Source organism: Bradyrhizobium sp. GW821-FHT12B03, assembly GCF_058807535.1.
Window position 1 is genome coordinate 250,617 of sequence record NZ_JBXAQU010000006.1, and the last position, 17,109, is coordinate 267,725.

The window sequence follows — 17,109 nt, forward strand, 5'->3', positions numbered from 1 at the left end:
GCGACTATCGTGCGGGCCTCACCGGCGCCGAGATCTTGTCGGTGCGATCGCGCTCGGTCATGTCGATGACCGTCTCCATCGGCGCGGTCAGCTCGTAGACGTAGGAGACGTCGGTGAAATAGCGCTTGGCGGTGCCGCCGAGCGCTTCGGGCGCGACGCGGTCGAGCAGGATCAGGCCGAAATCGGAATCCGGGCGACGCGTCGCCTCGCTGGTGTTGAACTCCTCCCAGCGGAAATGGAAGACCTCATCGTCCGCCTCGCCCGTCACCGTCCAGTTGGCGGTGATGTGCGGATGCTTGCCGACCAGCGAGAGGCCTTCGTCGGAATGCGAGGCGAGCTCGAAGAAGAGAAGTGACAGGCTCTGCGCCGCGCGGGCGCTGACCGCGATGTCGGGACCGGTGACGGCGATGCGGTCCGCATGTGGAATGGCGCGCGCCTCGAACAGGCCCTTCAGCTTGACGCCCTGCCACTGGCTCTCGCTGAGCAGCGAGACCACGTTGGACATGGCGTGGATGCGGCCGATCAGCAGCTCGCGCGCGACGTCGATGTCCGAGCCGTGGCGCAGCGTGCGCGTCACGATCGACTGGATCACGGCCAGGATGTTCTTGACCCGGTGGTTGAGCTCGTCGATGACGGCGGTCAGGCGGCGCTCGAAGCCGATCCGCACCTGGATTTCCCGGCTGAGCCTCAGATTGTTGTAGGCGACATAGCCGAACAGGCCGCACACCATCGCGGTGATCGCAAAGCCGATCGCCGCCACGATGATCGCGGTCTGCTCGGCACGCCGCGCCGAATTGGTCTTTGCGTAATAGCCGAGCTGCCAGTCGCGGCCGCCGAAACTCACCGTGCGCGTCGCCGATGGTGCTGGCCCGTCCACCGCCGCCATGCGCGTGGAGACAATACCCTGGTCGTTGGCGACGAGCTCGCCGCCGTCCTTGCGCGGGTCCTTGAGCGCGACCGCGAACAACGACATGTCGTCGTTGGTCAGCATGAGCGACGCAAGCTCATAGGAGAATGTGATGAAGCCGACGGGCTCGGTCGCGCCTTCGGGAATGACGGGAGCCGCGACGATCACGCCGACCGGCCCGTTCGCACGCAGGAGGGGCACCGGATCGGAGGCGACCGACCGCTTCTCGATCCTGGCCCGGGCGAGCATCGCGCTGCGCACCGGGTCCTGGTCATAGCTGCGGCCCGGCAGCGCCTTGGTCTCGTCGCTGCGCGGCTCGAGATCCATCAGCACGTCGATCGGCTGGGTGAGGCTTGCAGGATCGATCGGCTTGTCGCCGTAGTCGCGAATTTGCGGCTTCGGGAATCCGGCGGCCGCGATCGCCGCCTGCGCCGCAGCGAGTTCGTTCGGCTGGAGGCGAGCGACCCAGCCGGCCACCACGAAATCGGTCTTGAAGGCGTAGATCGCCGAGCGCAGCGGCTCCAGCATGTTGGGCTTGAGCACCGATGGCGCGCGGAACAGGCCTGAGGCGACACGCGCGAGCAGCTCGCGCTCGGTCAGCCGGTCCTGCACCAGGCTCGCATGGACGTCGATCGCACGCGCGAGCGCGATCCGGTCCAGCGCCAGCTCCTGGTCATGGACGCGATAGGCGGCAAGCCCGGAAAGCAAGGCCCCGAGCAGAGCGATGAAGCCGATGATGAAACCCAGCCGGACCACGCGACTACTCAGACAAAAGCGGGAGGTCGGCAATAAACACGGAGCATATGAACGCCGCTCGAACGGCCATGTGCCGAAACAGGGTGAACCCCGGTGGCAGAGATAATGGAGGAGGAGGCATCAGTACGCAACTTGGGTCGCCTGAAAAGCTTAATCCGCCCGGCCGGTCGTCCGGCCGGAATGGATTTGCCCCGGGTACCGGAGGTAATCAATCGCCATGTCCGAAATTTGTTCCGCGGATACGGTGCTGCCTCAGGCGTTAACGGCAGAAAACGCCTGTGCCAAGTCGTCGCGTCGGTCAGCCCGGCCGTTTCAGGCCGCCTTTGGCCTCGATGAAGCCGACGATACGGTCGAGCCCCTCGCTCTTCTTCAGGTTGGTCATGACGAAGGGGCGCGCGCCCCGCATGCGCTTGGCGTCCGTCTCCATCTTCTCCAGGGAGGCGCCGACATGGGGCGCAAGATCGATCTTGTTGATGACCAGAAGGTCGGACCGGGTGATGCCGGGACCGCCCTTGGACGGGATCTTGTCGCCGGCCGCCACGTCGATGACGTAGATGGTGAGGTCGGCAAGCTCGGGGGAAAAAGTGGCAGCGAGATTGTCGCCACCGGATTCGATCAGCACGAGGTCGAGCCCCGGGAATTTCGCTCGCATGTCCGCGACCGCAGCCAGGTTCATCGAGGCATCTTCGCGGATCGCGGTGTGCGGACAGCCGCCGGTCTCGACGCCGGCGATGCGATCCGGCGTCAGCGAGCCCGAACGCACCAGGAATTCGGCATCCCATTTGGTGTAGATGTCGTTGGTGATCGCGGCGATGTCGTAGCGCTCGCGCATGGTCTTGCAGAGCAGATCCATCAGCGCGGTCTTGCCCGATCCGACCGGACCGCCGACGCCGACACGCAAGGGGCCGTGAGATTTCGACATGTCGCTCGCTCTCTCCTAGTGTCGTCCCGGCGAAGGCCGGGACCCATAGCCGCCGGACTCAGTTGATGGGGCAGGCTGTGGCCACATCCCTCCATAACCACATCCATTTGTGGTTATGGGTCCCGGCCTTCGCCGGGACGACGGAATACGGCGCGCCCCGTTCACGACCGAAACAGCCGCGTATATTGCGTCTCGTGCCGCAGGCTGGCGAGATCAGCGCGAAACGTCGCGCTGCCGAGGTCGTCCAGCGTCGCGCTCAGCGCACGGCTGGCGGTCGCGGCAACCGCGGCTTCCAGCCTCACCAGCACGCGCTGGCTGTCGGTCTGGCCGAGCGGAATGAGCCGGCTGGCCGCGGAAATCCAGTTCGAGACCACGGCGTGCAGGAAGGCGTGCAGCGTCGGCGCCAGCGGAACGCCGTGCATCGCGGCGACCACACCGACCGCGACGGGGTAGACCAATGGCGTGCTGCATGCCGCAACCATGGCATCCAGCCCCTCCGCATCCCACGCGGCGCGGGAGATGTCGATGAAGGCGCGCCCCTGCGATGTCGTCTCGAGCTGCCGCTCGCGCGAGGGCACGAAGGCGCTCGCGAGCTCGGCGGCATCGTTCAAGGCGGCGTCATCGCCAGCCTCAGCGGCACGGTAAGCATGGACCAGGAACGTCGCGTCGCAGAAGCCCGAGCCGTCGCCGAGCATCGCATCGAGCCAGTCGGCGAGCGTCGCCGTGTCGGTGATATCGCCCGCCTCGACCGCCCATTCGATGCCGCTGGAATAGGAAAAGCCGCCGACGGGAAACGCCGGCGACAGCCAGGTCATCAGCCTGTACAGCGCCGCCGCCTCGCGCGCGGCGAGGTCGCCGGCATTGACCGGCTCATTTGTGGTCATGAGCATGCTTGTGGCCGTGGTGGTGGTCGGGATGGTCGCAATGCTCGTCGTGATGGTGGTGATCATGCCCATGGTCATGCGCGGCATGATCATGGTGGTCGTGGCCATGATGATCATGGCCATGGTGGTCATGATGATCGTGACCGCGATGATCATGGTGATGGTCGCCATGATCGTGGTGGGCATGGTCGTCGTGCCCATGCGCGTGACCGGCATCGGCATAGGCGCCGCCTTCGGGATCGAACGGCGCCTCGATCTCGACAACACGCGCGCCAAGCCCCTTCACCATGGCCTCGATGACGTGATCGCGGCGGATGCGCAAGGCCTTGGCCATGATCTGCGTCGGCAGATGACGGTTGCCGAGGTGCCAGCCGACGCGGATGAGGTGGTGCGGATCGCGGCCGCGGATTTCCAGCAGCGGCTCGGGCGCCGCGACCACCTCGACCAGCCGGCCGTCCTCCAGCACCAGCGCGTCGCCGCCGCGCAGCGCGACGGCGTTCTCCAGGTCGAGCAGGAATTCGAGGCCCCGCGTCCCCGTCATCGCCATGCGGCGGCGGTGCCGATCGTCGAAATCGAGCACGACCGTATCCGCCGGCGTCTCCGCGAAACGGTGCTGTCCCTTAACCTGCGTCGCCCGGATCATTGGCTTCTACCCTGTTACCGTGTCTCGACCTTCTCGGGCGTGATCACTTCGATCTTCGGCGGTGCCGTGAAGCATTTCACCGCGACGCGGCCGAACGTCTTCATGTGCTCCTGGCCACGGTGCGGCACCAATGCCTCGGCATTCTCCCACTGCTCGACGAACACCATCTTGGAGGGGTCGGTGACGCTCTCATGCAAATCATAGGCGATATTGCCGGGCTCCTTCCGCGTCTCCTTGATGCAGGCGGTGGCGGCTGCAATGAATTCGGCGCGCGTCTCGGGCTTGATGGTCAAGGTGGCAACGACATAGATCACGAGAAATCCTCCCGGCTTTTCTTCTGGGTTCAGATACCGGGCGGGACATTAGACCAGGTGGGATCGAACGCAAAACCGGAAAAGCCGCACCCGGGGCCATACAGTGCGACCTGCGCCAGGGACATGCGTTGAGGCGCTATTTCAGTACATGAAATAGCGCTGCGCCATCGGCAGCACCTCGGCAGGCGCACAGGTGAGCAGTTCGCCGTCAGCGCGCACCTCATAGGTCTCCGGATCGACCTCGATATTGGGCGTGGCGTCGTTGTGGATCATGCTCTTTTTCGAGATCTTGCTGCGGGTGTTCTGGACCGCATAGAGCTTCTTCTCGATGCCGAGTTTTCGTGCGAGGCCACCGGTGATCGCGGCCTTTGACGTAAACACCACCGAGGACGCCGTGCGCGCCCTGCCGAAGGCGCCGAACATCGGCTGGTAGTGCACCGGCTGCGGCGTCGGGATCGAGGCATTGGGATCGCCCATGGGCGCTGCGACGATCATGCCGCCCTTGACGATGCAGTCCGGCTTGACACCGAAGAAGGCCGGCGACCACAGCACGAGATCGGCGAGCTTGCCCTTCTCCACCGATCCGATCAGCTTCGACACGCCGTGCGCGATCGCGGGATTGATGGTGTATTTGGCGATGTAGCGCTTGACGCGGAAATTGTCGTTGTCCTTGCCCTTGTCCTGCGGCAGCGAGCCGCGTTGCTTCTTCATCTTGTCGGCGGTCTGCCAGGTCCGGATGATGACCTCGCCGAGGCGGCCCATCGCCTGCGAATCCGAGGACATCATGGAGAGCGCGCCGAGGTCGTGCAGGATGTCCTCGGCGGCGATGGTCTCTTTGCGGATACGGCTTTCGGCAAACGCCAGATCTTCCGCGATCGAGGGATCGAGGTGGTGGCACACCATCAGCATGTCCAGATGCTCGTCGATGGTGTTGCGCGTGAAGGGCCGCGTCGGGTTGGTCGAGGACGGCAGCACGTTCTTCAGGCCCGCGACCTTGATGATGTCAGGGGCATGACCGCCACCGGCGCCTTCGGTGTGGAAGGCGTGGATGGTGCGGCCCTTGAACGCCTTGATGGTGTCCTCGACGAAACCGGATTCGTTCAGCGTGTCGGAATGCAGCATGACCTGGACGTCATAGTCATCGGCAACCGACAGGCAGTTGTCGATCGCGGCCGGCGTCGTGCCCCAATCCTCGTGCAGTTTTAGCGCGCAGGCGCCGGCCCTGATCATCTCGACCAGCGCGGCGGGCCGCGAGGCGTTGCCCTTGCCGGAGATGCCGAGATTGACCGGGAAGGCATCGAACGACTGGATCATCCGCCCCATATGCCAGGGCCCCGGCGTGCAGGTGGTGGCGAAGGTGCCGTGCGACGGACCGGTGCCGCCGCCCAGCATCGAGGTGACGCCAGACATCAGCGCGTGCTCGATCTGCTGCGGGCAGATGAAATGGATGTGACTGTCGAAGCCGCCGGCGGTGAGAATCTTGCCCTCGCCCGCGATCACGTCCGTGCCGGGGCCGATGATGATGGTGACGCCCGGCTGGATGTCGGGATTGCCGGCCTTGCCGATCGCGGAGATCATGCCCTCCTTGATGGCGACGTCCGCCTTCACGATGCCCCAATGGTCGACGATCAGCGCATTGGTGATGACGGTGTCAGCCGCGCCCTGTTTGTTCGTGACCTGCGACTGCCCCATGCCGTCGCGGATCACCTTGCCGCCGCCGAACTTCACCTCCTCGCCATAGGTGGTGAAATCCTTCTCGACCTCGATGATGAGGTCGGTATCGGCCAGCCGCACCTTATCGCCGGTAGTCGGGCCGAACATGTCGGCATAGACGGAACGCTTCATTTTGACGGACATCACAAGCCCCGTTTGCTTTTGAATTTCTGATCAGCGCTCACAGCGAAGCCCTCGCCGTTCGCACCGCGTCGTCGAACTTCAGGTCGGGCCATCGGTGCCCCCGCGACAGCCCGCGACCACCTGTTCGGCCCAACCGGTGTAGTCGACCAGATCGTCGCGCTCGTCGGCGGTCAAGTCGGAATGAATTCGCGACCTCGGCGAGATGGTTGATGTAGGGCTCATTGCCCCGCCCCTTGCGCGCCATTCCGTTGTGCCGGCGCGCGGCCAGCTCGGCGGCTTCGGAGACGAGGCGGATCGGAGAAATCACCGGCGAACTCCTGGTCAATGAAGCGCCGGCAGCAAGCCGCGCATCTTGAACAAGTCCTGGAGCTTCAATTGCGCAAGTTGATATCCGGCCTTGCGACGCCGCTGAATCCCTGCGGTCGAAAAATCGCGAAAGGCTCCGGAATCCTGGGACTCCAGGGAAAGGCGGGCCTCCTTCATGAGATCGGCATCGGCCAGATCGATGTTGGTGATCGCGCCCAGTGTCTTGAAGCGCTGCGCGTCCAAAACCCGTCCGACCAGCTGCGAATCACGCGCCTCTTCGGGGACAGCCGCGTAGAGCGCCTCGACGGTCTGCAACAGTTCATTGATGACCGCTGCGTTTGCGCCGTCCTGACGAAGCCGGTTGCCGTAGCGCAGCTCACTCAGGCGGTCGTTGACCTCGATCATGTTCTTCGGCGCAGCACGCTTGCTTCGAAAAAGGTTCATCACGACCAGAATGCGATCGACATTGTCCGATCCGGAGAACGCATCGATGGCATCGCCGAGCGGCGTATTGTCGACGATGCCGCCGTCCCAGAAATTCGCGCCACCGACCGGCGTTGGCGGAAATCCGGGCGGAAGGCTGCCGCTTGCCAGGACATGCTGGGGCCCGATCTCGGTTCGCGGCTCGTCCTTGTGCGGATGGTTCCGGAAGCGCATCAGCTCGCCGGACGAGACATCGACCGCGGTGACGATGAAGGCGGTCGGACTGTCGTTCAGCGCTGCGAAATCCACGTGTTTCTTCAACGTTCCGAGCATGGGCTCGGTGTCGTAGAAATTGGTCCAGCCAAAGACATTCCAGTAATCATAACGCGGCTTGTAGAAGCCGTGCACGCCAAACAAGGCGAGGTCCCGGTTGGCGATGCCCCACCAGTAGTTTCGCGGCTCCAACGAAAGCTCCGACCACAGGGCTTGCAGGCGCTCTCTCGCATCGGCCCGGTCCGCGGCGCCGACCACGCAGGCAGCATTGATCGCGCCAATGGATACGCCGGTGACCGCGACCAGCGTCACGGTCCTACCAGGAGTATCGATGGCATCCATCAATTCCAGCAGCGCCTCGATCGCCCCGAACTCATAGGCTCCAAGCGCGCCGCCGCCCTGGAGCACGAGCCCGATCTCGACTTTATCCTTGGCGAGCGTATCCATGCCAGGCTTGCCTCACAGCTTCCCCATCACGTCACCGCGAAAACCGTAGATGGTCTTCTTGCCGGCGAGTGCGACGAGCTGGATGTCGCGGGTCTGGCCGGGCTCGAAGCGGACGGCGGTGCCGGCAGCGATGTCGAGGCGCATGCCGCGGGCTTTCTTGCGGTCGAATTTCAGCGCCGGGTTGGTCTCGAAGAAATGGTAGTGCGAGCCGACCTGGATCGGACGGTCGCCGGTGTTGGCCACGGTCAGCGTCACGGTCTTGCGGCCGGCATTGAGCTCGATCTCGCCGTCCTGGATGAAGAGTTCACCGGGGATCATGTTTGCGCTCCTACCTGATCGGCTCGTGCACGGTGACGAGCTTGGTGCCATCCGGAAACGTCGCCTCGACCTGGATGTCGTGGATCATCTCGGGAATGCCGGGCATCACCTGGTCGCGGGTCAGCACCTGCGCGCCGGATTGCATTAGCTCGGCCACGGTGCGGCCGTCGCGCGCGCCCTCGAGAATGAAATCGGAGATGATCGCGATCGCCTCGGGATGGTTGAGCTTGACGCCGCGGTCCAGCCGGCGGCGCGCCACGATCGCCGCCATCGAGATCAGAAGCTTGTCCTTTTCGCGGGGAGACAGGTTCATGCGAAATCTCTTCCGTTCAACACGTCAATTCAGCCAGTCATCAGTTCAGCCAGAGTCGCGGCAGCGCCGCCCCGGTGCGCGCCAGCACGGCCATCATGTCGGCGCGCAAACGCGCCGCATCTTGGGCACAGAACCGCGCCATTGCAAAGCCATTCCAGGCGGATATCCCGACCTCGCCGGAGAAGGACTCCGATGCCTCGCGGAGGCGCTCGACCAGGGCCTCGTCGCCGGGCACCACCAGCGCCGTACCGATCGCGGCACCGCCCTTGGCCACGGCCGGTCGCACAAGTTTTGCGCCGATATTGCCGTCGAGCCTGACCGTCTCGGCGAACACCAGCCGGCCGCCACGGCGCAGGCGCCAGCGGTCGACGAACTCGCCCTGCTCCATCCGCTCGCCCATGGCGGTACGGCCGAACACGACGATCTCGCAGAGCAGGAGCGAGGCGGCCTCGTCGAGATCGATGTCGAAGCGGCGATTGACCCGGGCGCGATCGAACAGGATCGTCTCCTGCGGCAACCAGGACAGATGCGAGCCCGCGCCCACCTTCAAGGCAATGTTGAGTTCCGCCGCCGCGCCCGGCGCGCGATAGACTTTCTCCGCGGCCGCCGTCGTCAGTGTCAGCCGCGAGCTGTCCGTCGCCGAGATTTCGATATCGAAGCGATCGCCGCCGGCAACGCCCCCGGCCGTATTGACGAAGACGCCGGAGAGGCCCTCGTCTTCCGGCGAGGGAAAGCGGACACGGAGCGAACCGGATTCATGCAAGACGCCGCGCCGCGTCACGCCGTCGCGGGCGTGCACATCGAACCTGACGGCGCCGCGGGCGCGGTTGGCCTCGAACACCGAAGATGTCGCCAAAGCGTCGCTGCGCATCCGTCTCCCCAGCCGGTCGCGGCAGGATTTTTCGGCCTACAGCGCCATCTGGCGGCTGATTTCGGCCGGGTCGAGATTGGACCGGTCGCAGGTGAACTTCACCGCGCCGCGATCCATCACGGCAAAACTGTCGCCGAGTTCGCAGGCAAAGTCGAGATATTGTTCGACCAGCACGATGGCGATGTTGCCGAGGTTGCGCAGGTAGGAGATGGCGCGGCCGATGTCCTTGATGATCGAGGGCTGGATGCCCTCGGTCGGCTCGTCGAGCAGGAGAAGCTTCGGCCGCATCACCAGCGCGCGCCCGATCGCGAGCTGCTGCTGCTGGCCGCCGGAGAGGTCGCCGCCGCGCCGGCCGAGCATGGATTGCAGCACCGGGAATAGCGAGAACACGTCGTCCGGAATGTTCTTGTCCTGGCGCTTGAGCGGGCCGAAGCCGGTCTTGAGGTTCTCCTCGACCGTCAGCAGCGGAAATATCTCGCGGCCCTGCGGCACGAAGCCGATGCCCTTGCGCGCGCGCTCATAGGGCTTCAGGCCCGTGATGTCGCTGCCGTCGAACACGATCGCACCCGAGGAGATCGGATACTGCCCGACCATGGCACGCAGCAGCGAGGTCTTGCCGACACCGTTGCGCCCGAGCACGCATGTCACCTTGCCGGGCTCGGCCGCAATCGAGACGCCGCGCAGCGCCTGCGCCGCGCCGTAGAACAGGTTGATGTCCTTAACTTCGAGCATCGGAAACACCTTTGTGGGTGAATAGCGAATGGCGAGTAGCGAATAATAGAAACGGCCGGTCCATTCGCCACTCCCTATTCGCCATTCGCTATCTACCTAGATAAACCTCGATGACCCGCTCGTTGGACGAGACCTGGTCGATGGTTCCTTCCGCGAGCACCGTGCCTTCGTGCAGGCAGGTCACCTTGACGCCGAGCTCGCGCACGAACGTCATGTCGTGCTCGACCACCATGACGGTGTGGGTCTTGTTGATTTCCTTCAGCAGCTCGGCAGTGAGATGCGTCTCGACGTCGGTCATGCCGGCGACGGGCTCGTCGACCAGCAACAGCTTCGGATCCTGCGCCAGCAGCATGCCGATCTCGAGCCACTGCTTCTGGCCATGGCTGAGGCTGCCGGCCAGCCGATTACGGGCCTCGGTGAGGCGGATCGTCTCCAGCACCTTGTCGATGCGCTCAGACTCCGCCTTGCTGCCGCGCCAGAACAGCGTGCCGCGGACCGAGTGATCGACATTGAGCGCCAGCAGCAGATTGTCCTGCACGGTCTGGCTCTCGAACACGGTCGGCTTCTGGAATTTGCGGCCGATGCCGAGCTCGGCGATGCGGGTCTCGTCCAGCCGCGTCAGGTCGGTGACACCGTCGAACAGCACGGTACCCTCGTCGGGCTTGGTCTTGCCGGTGATGATGTCCATCATCGTGGTCTTGCCGGCGCCGTTCGGGCCGATGATGGCACGCATCTCGCCGGGTTCGAGCGTCAGCGACAGATTGTTGATGGCGTGGAAGCCGTCGAACGAGACGTGCACGCCATCGAGATAGAGCATTGCGGACGTCGCGCGGGTGTCCATGACGTTCATGACCGCTACTCCGCCATCTTGGGTTCGGTGACGCCGTCTTCGGCAGCAGCGCTCGCGGTGGTCGCCGCGGTACGCTTTTCCTTCGCCTGGTCCCACCATGCATTGAAGGTGCCGACGATGCCCTTCGGCAGCAGCAGCGTCACCAGGATGAACAGCGCACCCAGCATGAACAGCCAGTACGGCGCCAGCATGCCCGAGGTGAAGAACGTCTTGGCGTAATTGACGACGACGGCGCCGAGCGCGGCGCCTATCAACGTGCCGCGGCCGCCGACAGCGACCCAGATCACCGCCTCGATCGAATTGCCCGGCGCGAATTCGGACGGGTTGATGATGCCGACCTGCGGCACGTAGAGCGCGCCGGCGACACCAGCCATGCAGGCCGAGAGCGTGAACACGAACAGCTTGTAGGATTCGACGCGGTAACCGAGAAACCGGCTACGTGATTCCGCGTCGCGGATCGCGATCAGCACCTTGCCTAGCTTGGAGGACACGACGGCGCGGCAGATCAGGAAGCTGCCGATCAGCGCCAGGCAGCTCAGCGCGAACAGCGCGGCGCGCGTCCCCTCGGCCTGCACGTTGAAGCCGAGAATGTCCTTGAAGTCCGTGAGGCCGTTGTTGCCGCCGAAGCCGAAATCGTTGCGGAAGAAGGCGAGCAGCAGCGCATAGGTCATCGCCTGCGTGATGATCGACAAATACACGCCGGTGACGCGGGAGCGGAAGGCGAGCCAGCCGAAGCAGAAGGCGAGCAGGCCCGGCACGACCAGCACCATCAGCGCCGCGAACCAGAACATGTCGAAGCCGTACCAGTACCAGGGCAGCTTGGAATAGTTCAGGAACACCATGAAGTCGGGCAGGATCGGGTTGCCGTAGACGCCGCGGGTGCCGATCTGCCGCATCAGGTACATGCCCATCGCGTAGCCGCCGAGCGCAAAGAAGGCGCCGTGGCCGAGCGAGAGGATGCCGCAATAGCCCCAGATCAGGTCGATCGAGAGCGCGAGGATCGCGTAGCAGACATATTTGCCCCAGAGCGCGACCAGATAGGTCGGCACTTGCAGGAACGAGCCCGCAGGCAGCAGCAGGTTGGACAGCGGGATCAGCACGCCCAGCGCGGCGACGACCAGCAGGAAGATCGTCGCGCCGCGGTCCAGCGATCGCGTCAGCATGTGAGGGGTCATGCTTCCACCGCACGGCCCTTGAGCGCGAACAGGCCGCGCGGCCGCTTTTGAATGAACAGGATGATGAGCACCAGGATGGCGATCTTGCCGAGCACGGCGCCGGCGACCGGCTCCAGGAACTTGTTGGCGATGCCGAGCGTGAAGGCGCCGACCAGCGTGCCCCAGAGATTGCCCACCCCGCCGAACACCACGACCATGAAGCTGTCGATGATGTAGCTCTGGCCGAGATTGGGGCTGACATTGTCGATCTGCGACAGCGCCACGCCGGCGATACCCGCGATGCCCGAACCGAGGCCGAAGGTGAGCGCGTCGACGCGCGAGGTGGCGATGCCCATCGAGGCCGCCATGCGACGGTTCTGCGTCACCGCACGCATCTCCAGGCCCAGCGCGGTGTAGCGCAGCATCGCGAGCAGGATCGCGAACACGGCGAGCGTGAAGCAGAGGATCCAGAGCCGGTTGTAGGTGATGGTGATCTGGCCGAGCTCGAAGGCGCCGCTCATCCAGGAGGGATTGCCGACCTCGCGGTTGGTCGGGCCGAACATGGTGCGGACCGCCTGCTGCAGCACCAGCGACAGGCCCCAGGTCGCCAGCAGCGTCTCCAGCGGACGGCCGTAGAGGAAGCGGATGATGCTGCGCTCGATCAGCACGCCGATGGCGCCGGCGACGAGAAAGGCGAGCGGCACGGCAACCAGCAGCGAATAGTCGAACAGGCCGGGATAGCGGGTGCGGATCACCTCCTGCACGACGAAGGTGGTGTAGGCGCCGATCATCACCATCTCGCCATGGGCCATGTTGATGACGCCCATCACGCCGAAGGTGATGGCGAGCCCGATCGCGGCGAGCAGCAGCACCGAGCCGAGCGAGAGGCCGTACCAGGCGTTCTGCACCGTGGACCACACCGCGAGCGAAGACTGGATCGAGCCGATCGCGCTCGCGGCGGCCTTGGTCACCGAGGCCGGCTGGTCGCCCATGCCGGTGAGCAGCGCCAAGGCTTCCTGGTCGCCGCGCCCCTTGAGGGTGGCGACGGCCTCGAGCTTCTCGACCTCGGTGGCGTCGGACTTGAACAGCAGGATCGCCGCGCGGGCCTCGCCCAGTACAGCCTTGACCGATTTGTTGGCTTCCTTGGCGAGCGCGGCATCGACCGCCTCGAGCGCGGTCTCTTCGTGCGACTTGAAGACGGATTGCGCGGCCTGGAGGCGCGTCCCGATATCCGGCGACTGTAGCGTCAGGCTGCCGACCGCGGCATCGACGCTACGGCGCAGACGGTTGTTGAGGCGGACCGCGCTTGCACTGTCGGGAACGCTGGCCACCGCCTGGCCGGTCGCGGCATCGATCGACTTGCCGTCGGCGCCGGTGACGTAGACCTTCTTGCTGTCCGGATCGGCCATCAATCGGCCGTCCTGGAGCGCGCTGATGATGGGAAAAGCCAGCGGATTGCCGCTGCTCGCGACCACGCCGATCGCCTCTTCCGTATCGGAATAATCATCATTGGCGAATTTGGCGACCGCATCCTCGAACGGACCGGCGAAGGCCGGCAGTGCGAACGCGATCAGGAATAGCGAGAGCAGGAGCGAACAGAGACGGGCGGACAAATTGGCTGGCACTGTGAATGACCCCGGCAGAAATGGTGGAGAAGGCGGCGGGATCGCCGCCTTCTCCGGTCGTGATTGGCCGTCAGGCCTTGTTCGGTCGCCCCCGGATCAGGAGCCCGAGCCCAGGCACTTGTTGGTCTTGACGTTGAAGTTGCCGCACTTCTTGCCGACCCAGTCGCCGATCAGGTCCTTGGAGCCGTCAAGCTCCTTCGACCAGGCATCGCCCGCGACAAGGCCGGGGGTCTTCCAGACCACGTCGAACTGGCCGTTGCCCTTGATCTCGCCGATGAATACCGGCTTGGTGATGTGGTGGTTCGGCAGCATCTTCGACACGCCACCGGTCAGGTTCGGCGCCTCGATGCCGGGAAGCGCGTCGATCACCTTGTCCGGATCGGTCGACTTCACCTTCTCGACCGCCTTCACCCACATGTTGAAGCCGATCACGTGCGCTTCCATCGGGTCGTTGGTCACGCGCTTCGGGTTCTTGGTGTAGGCCTGCCAGTCCTTGATGAACTTCTCGTTCGATCCGTCCTTGGTCTTGATCGACTCGAAGTAGTTCCAGGCGGCGAGATGGCCGACCAGCGGCTTGGTGTCGATGCCGGCGAGCTCTTCCTCACCCACCGAGAACGCGACCACCGGGATGTCCTTCGCCTTGATGCCCTGGTTGCCGAGCTCCTTGTAGAAGGGAACGTTGGCGTCGCCGTTGATGGTCGAGACCACCGCGGTCTTCTTGCCGGCCGAGCCGAACTTCTTGATATCGGCCACGATCGTCTGCCAGTCGGAGTGACCGAACGGCGTGTAGTTGATCATGATGTCTTCCTGGGCGACACCCTTCGACTTCAGATAGGCTTCCAGGATCTTGTTGGTGGTGCGCGGATAGACGTAGTCGGTGCCCGCCAGCACCCAGCGCTTCACCTTCTCGTCCTTCATCAGGTAATCGACGGCGGGGATCGCCTGCTGGTTCGGCGCAGCACCCGTGTAGAACACGTTGCGCTCGCTCTCTTCACCCTCGTACTGCACGGGGTAGAACAGGATGTTGTTCAATTCCTTGAACACCGGCAGCACCGACTTGCGCGACACCGAGGTCCAGCAGCCGAACACGACCGAGACCTTGTTCTTGGTGATCAGCTCGCGCGCCTTTTCGGCGAACAGCGGCCAGTTCGAAGCGGGATCGACGACGACCGCCTCGAGCTTCTTGCCGAGCACGCCGCCCTTCTTGTTCTGCTCGTCGATCAGGAAGAGGATGGTGTCCTTCAGCGTGGTTTCGCTGATGGCCATGGTGCCGGAGAGAGAGTGAAGCACGCCGACCTTGATGGTGTCGTCCGCGGCCTTTGCACCGGAAATGGAAGCCAGACCGAGCATCAGTCCGGCGGTCGCGGCGAGCACGCCGCGGCGGCTAAATGACGCCGCTATATCGTGAGTGGATTTGGTGAGCATTTGTGTATCATCTCCCTGACGCAGACGTGAAAAACGCTGCGAAACGGCCCCACGGCCGCCTGCGATTAACGGAATCGCAAGAACCATGCCATGGGCTGAACACACACCAAGCCCCTGTTTTCATTAGAAAATTTGGCTGAAATCAAAGTTTCGCCGCAGTCCGATTGCTCAAAAAATAGGCCCATAAAATGTATGCTAATGCGGCATACGGTTCATTTTTTGAGCAAAATGCTGCCTCTGTCTAAATTTCCGGCATAACTATTTCTGCACCGCGATGGCCGTTTGGGGCCGACCTGCCTTGAAAGCGCCCGCCCGATGTTCCATATGAACGGTCGAGACCTCTTGCGAATCAAGGGGTCGTTGCGAGCCGCGTGTTCTTAAGCCCTCTACGGGCCTCTGGCTTGCCCCACATCTCCCAAGCCATCCGACACCCCAAACACGCAGGTGTCTTCTCGACACCCTTTTGCGCGCGCCGCGCTGATTGCGCCGGGCGCCCGCTTTTGACATGGAAAGAACCCATCTTTTGACTTCGTTTCAGGACTTCGGCCTCGCCGAACCGATCGCACGCGCTCTCTCCGAGGAGAACTACGTCACCCCCACCCCCATCCAGGCCCAGACCATTCCTACGGCGCTGACCGGCCGCGACGTCGTCGGCATCGCCCAGACCGGCACCGGCAAGACCGCGTCCTTTGCCCTGCCGATCCTGCACCGCCTGCTCGAGAACCGCATCAAGCCGCAGCCCAAGACGGCGCGCGTCCTGGTGCTGTCGCCCACCCGCGAACTGTCCGGCCAGATCCTCGACAGCTTCAACGCTTATGGCCGCCATATGCGCCTGTCCTCGACGCTCGCCATTGGCGGCGTGCCGATGGGCCGTCAGGTCCGCTCGCTGATGCAGGGCGTCGACGTGCTGGTCGCCACGCCCGGCCGCCTGCTCGACCTCGTGCAGAGCAACGGGCTGAAGCTTGGAAGCGTCGAATTTCTCGTGCTCGACGAGGCCGACCGCATGCTCGACATGGGCTTCATCAACGACATCCGCAAAATCGTCGCCAAGCTGCCGATCAAGCGGCAGACGCTGTTCTTCTCGGCCACCATGCCGAAGGACATCGCCGAGCTCGCCGACTCCATGCTGCGTGACCCCGCCCGCGTGGCGGTGACCCCGGTCTCCTCGACCGTGGAGCGGATTCAGCAGCGCATTATCCAGGTCGACTTCTCGGCCAAGCCGGCGTTCCTCGCCCAGCTGTTGAAGCAGGAGCCGGTCAACCGCGCACTGGTCTTCACCCGCACGAAGCACGGCGCCGACAAGGTGGTGAAGACGCTCGAGAAGGCCGGCATTGCCGCCAGCGCCATCCACGGCAACAAGTCGCAGAACCATCGCGAGCGCACGCTGGCGCAGTTCCGCTCCGGCGACATCCGCACGCTGGTCGCCACCGACATCGCCGCCCGCGGCATCGATGTCGACGGCATCACCCACGTCATCAATTTCGACCTGCCCAACGTGCCCGAGACCTACGTGCACCGCATCGGCCGCACCGCGCGCGCCGGCGCCGAAGGCACCGCGATCTCGCTGGTCGCAGGTGGCGAGGAGCTCGCCTATCTCCGCGACATCGAGCGGCTGATCAAGGTGGCGCTGCCGCGCGAAGACCTCCGCACCGATGCCGGTCGCCGCGATGCAGGTCCTCCCCCGCCGCAGCAACGGCAGGGCCGGCCGGGCCGCCCGGGCCAGCGTCCGCAAGGCGCAAGGCATGGTGAGGGACGCCACGGTGACGGACGGCGTGCCGACGAAAGGCATGCCGACGGGCGTCACCATAGCGCCGGCAAGCAGGGTGACGGACGGCCCGGTGAAGGTCGGCATGGCGACGCGCGCCACGTCGATGGAAGGCCCGGCAGCGGCCCGAAGGCCTCAAAGGGGTCTCGTCGCCGCCGCTCCAATGGTAAGATGCATTCTTCGCCGACCGACCGTCCGGAACAGCGTTCCGCGCATAGCGCCGGGACGTCTGATGGGATACAAGGCGTTGCCTTTTTGCGCCGCGAGAGTCGGCCGAACGGCCAACCGAACCGCAAACCCTACTCGCACTAGCCGTCCACGACC

General features: G+C 64.4%; 17 protein-coding genes. 1 reads left to right on the forward strand and 16 read right to left on the reverse strand.

From position 1 onward, the window contains the following. Window positions 1-4 precede the first annotated feature (4 nt). The 16 genes from AC1RUR_RS14590 to urtA all read right to left on the reverse strand — a co-directional run bounded on the left by AC1RUR_RS14590 (window position 5) and on the right by urtA (window position 15,020). The gene (locus tag AC1RUR_RS14590) at window positions 5-1,663 is read right to left on the reverse strand and encodes a CHASE domain-containing protein (protein WP_492845045.1); all 1,659 of its coding nucleotides are present in this window, start codon (window positions 1,661-1,663) and stop codon (window positions 5-7) included. Between the two features lie 298 nt (window positions 1,664-1,961). After that, window positions 1,962-2,585 (reverse strand): urease accessory protein UreG, encoded by a 624-nt coding sequence (gene ureG, locus AC1RUR_RS14595; protein WP_492845048.1) that lies wholly within the window; start codon window positions 2,583-2,585, stop codon window positions 1,962-1,964. 161 nt (window positions 2,586-2,746) lie between these two features. Continuing rightward, the gene (locus tag AC1RUR_RS14600; protein ID WP_492845290.1) at window positions 2,747-3,475 is read right to left on the reverse strand and encodes an urease accessory protein UreF; all 729 of its coding nucleotides are present in this window, start codon (window positions 3,473-3,475) and stop codon (window positions 2,747-2,749) included. Next, window positions 3,456-4,112 carry an urease accessory protein UreE gene (gene ureE, locus AC1RUR_RS14605; protein ID WP_492845050.1) on the reverse strand — a complete coding sequence of 219 codons (657 nt, stop codon included), beginning with the start codon at window positions 4,110-4,112 and terminating at the stop codon, window positions 3,456-3,458. The genes AC1RUR_RS14600 and ureE overlap by 20 nt, the downstream gene beginning before the upstream one ends. Window positions 4,113-4,126: 14 nt before the next feature. Beyond that, a complete protein-coding gene (locus tag AC1RUR_RS14610) occupies window positions 4,127-4,426 on the reverse strand; it encodes a putative quinol monooxygenase (protein WP_027530199.1) in 300 nt (99 codons plus the stop codon). A 141-nt stretch (window positions 4,427-4,567) separates the two neighbouring features. After that, window positions 4,568-6,283: an urease subunit alpha gene (ureC, locus tag AC1RUR_RS14615; protein WP_492845052.1), complete on the reverse strand. Its 1,716-nt coding sequence runs from the start codon at window positions 6,281-6,283 to the stop codon at window positions 4,568-4,570. Window positions 6,284-6,361: 78 nt separating this feature from the next. Beyond that, window positions 6,362-6,505: a hypothetical protein gene (locus AC1RUR_RS14620; RefSeq protein ID WP_492845054.1), complete on the reverse strand. Its 144-nt coding sequence runs from the start codon at window positions 6,503-6,505 to the stop codon at window positions 6,362-6,364. 99 nt (window positions 6,506-6,604) lie between these two features. Further along, window positions 6,605-7,732, reverse strand: coding sequence for a patatin-like phospholipase family protein (locus tag AC1RUR_RS14625; RefSeq protein WP_492845056.1), 1,128 nt, complete (start codon window positions 7,730-7,732; stop codon window positions 6,605-6,607). Window positions 7,733-7,744: 12 nt separating this feature from the next. Further along, window positions 7,745-8,050 carry an urease subunit beta gene (locus AC1RUR_RS14630; protein ID WP_008131873.1) on the reverse strand — a complete coding sequence of 102 codons (306 nt, stop codon included), beginning with the start codon at window positions 8,048-8,050 and terminating at the stop codon, window positions 7,745-7,747. 10 nt (window positions 8,051-8,060) lie between these two features. Next, on the reverse strand, window positions 8,061-8,363 hold the full coding sequence (locus AC1RUR_RS14635) for an urease subunit gamma (RefSeq protein ID WP_007605424.1): 303 nt from the start codon (window positions 8,361-8,363) through the stop codon (window positions 8,061-8,063). A gap of 40 nt (window positions 8,364-8,403) precedes the next feature. Next, window positions 8,404-9,234, reverse strand: a complete 831-nt coding sequence (locus AC1RUR_RS14640; protein WP_492845058.1) for an urease accessory protein UreD — start codon at window positions 9,232-9,234, stop codon at window positions 8,404-8,406. A 36-nt stretch (window positions 9,235-9,270) separates the two neighbouring features. Next, the gene (gene urtE / locus AC1RUR_RS14645; RefSeq protein WP_194479504.1) at window positions 9,271-9,966 is read right to left on the reverse strand and encodes an urea ABC transporter ATP-binding subunit UrtE; all 696 of its coding nucleotides are present in this window, start codon (window positions 9,964-9,966) and stop codon (window positions 9,271-9,273) included. Window positions 9,967-10,054: 88 nt separating this feature from the next. Then, window positions 10,055-10,816, reverse strand: coding sequence for an urea ABC transporter ATP-binding protein UrtD (urtD, locus tag AC1RUR_RS14650; RefSeq protein ID WP_018646608.1), 762 nt, complete (start codon window positions 10,814-10,816; stop codon window positions 10,055-10,057). Between the two features lie 5 nt (window positions 10,817-10,821). Continuing rightward, window positions 10,822-11,991, reverse strand: coding sequence for an urea ABC transporter permease subunit UrtC (urtC, locus tag AC1RUR_RS14655; protein ID WP_492845061.1), 1,170 nt, complete (start codon window positions 11,989-11,991; stop codon window positions 10,822-10,824). Continuing rightward, window positions 11,988-13,595 carry an urea ABC transporter permease subunit UrtB gene (gene urtB, locus AC1RUR_RS14660; RefSeq protein ID WP_492845064.1) on the reverse strand — a complete coding sequence of 536 codons (1,608 nt, stop codon included), beginning with the start codon at window positions 13,593-13,595 and terminating at the stop codon, window positions 11,988-11,990. The genes urtC and urtB overlap by 4 nt, the downstream gene beginning before the upstream one ends. Before the next feature lie 96 nt (window positions 13,596-13,691). Then, window positions 13,692-15,020, reverse strand: a complete 1,329-nt coding sequence (urtA, locus tag AC1RUR_RS14665) for an urea ABC transporter substrate-binding protein (RefSeq protein WP_492845066.1) — start codon at window positions 15,018-15,020, stop codon at window positions 13,692-13,694. A 505-nt stretch (window positions 15,021-15,525) separates the two neighbouring features. Between urtA and AC1RUR_RS14670 the strand changes: the two genes are divergently transcribed. Next, a complete protein-coding gene (locus tag AC1RUR_RS14670; protein WP_492845067.1) occupies window positions 15,526-17,097 on the forward strand; it encodes a DEAD/DEAH box helicase in 1,572 nt (523 codons plus the stop codon). The last annotated feature ends 12 nt before the right edge of the window (window positions 17,098-17,109 follow it).

Excerpts from the sequence above, each read along its gene's own strand:
- ureG (WP_492845048.1), bottom strand. The coding sequence starts at position 2,585 with ATGTCGAAATCTCACGGCCCCTTGCGTGTCGGCGTCGGCGGTCCGGTC.
- AC1RUR_RS14600 (WP_492845290.1), bottom strand. The coding sequence starts at position 3,475 with ATGCTCATGACCACAAATGAGCCGGTCAATGCCGGCGACCTCGCCGCG.
- ureE (WP_492845050.1), bottom strand. The coding sequence starts at position 4,112 with ATGATCCGGGCGACGCAGGTTAAGGGACAGCACCGTTTCGCGGAGACG.
- ureC (WP_492845052.1), bottom strand. The coding sequence starts at position 6,283 with ATGTCCGTCAAAATGAAGCGTTCCGTCTATGCCGACATGTTCGGCCCG.
- AC1RUR_RS14620 (WP_492845054.1), bottom strand. The coding sequence starts at position 6,505 with ATGAGCCCTACATCAACCATCTCGCCGAGGTCGCGAATTCATTCCGAC.
- AC1RUR_RS14625 (WP_492845056.1), bottom strand. The coding sequence starts at position 7,732 with ATGGATACGCTCGCCAAGGATAAAGTCGAGATCGGGCTCGTGCTCCAG.
- AC1RUR_RS14630 (WP_008131873.1), bottom strand. The coding sequence starts at position 8,050 with ATGATCCCCGGTGAACTCTTCATCCAGGACGGCGAGATCGAGCTCAAT.
- AC1RUR_RS14635 (WP_007605424.1), bottom strand. The coding sequence starts at position 8,363 with ATGAACCTGTCTCCCCGCGAAAAGGACAAGCTTCTGATCTCGATGGCG.
- AC1RUR_RS14640 (WP_492845058.1), bottom strand. The coding sequence starts at position 9,234 with ATGCGCAGCGACGCTTTGGCGACATCTTCGGTGTTCGAGGCCAACCGC.
- urtE (WP_194479504.1), bottom strand. The coding sequence starts at position 9,966 with ATGCTCGAAGTTAAGGACATCAACCTGTTCTACGGCGCGGCGCAGGCG.
- urtD (WP_018646608.1), bottom strand. The coding sequence starts at position 10,816 with ATGAACGTCATGGACACCCGCGCGACGTCCGCAATGCTCTATCTCGAT.
- urtC (WP_492845061.1), bottom strand. The coding sequence starts at position 11,991 with ATGACCCCTCACATGCTGACGCGATCGCTGGACCGCGGCGCGACGATC.
- urtA (WP_492845066.1), bottom strand. The coding sequence starts at position 15,020 with ATGCTCACCAAATCCACTCACGATATAGCGGCGTCATTTAGCCGCCGC.
- AC1RUR_RS14670 (WP_492845067.1), top strand. The coding sequence starts at position 15,526 with ATGGAAAGAACCCATCTTTTGACTTCGTTTCAGGACTTCGGCCTCGCC.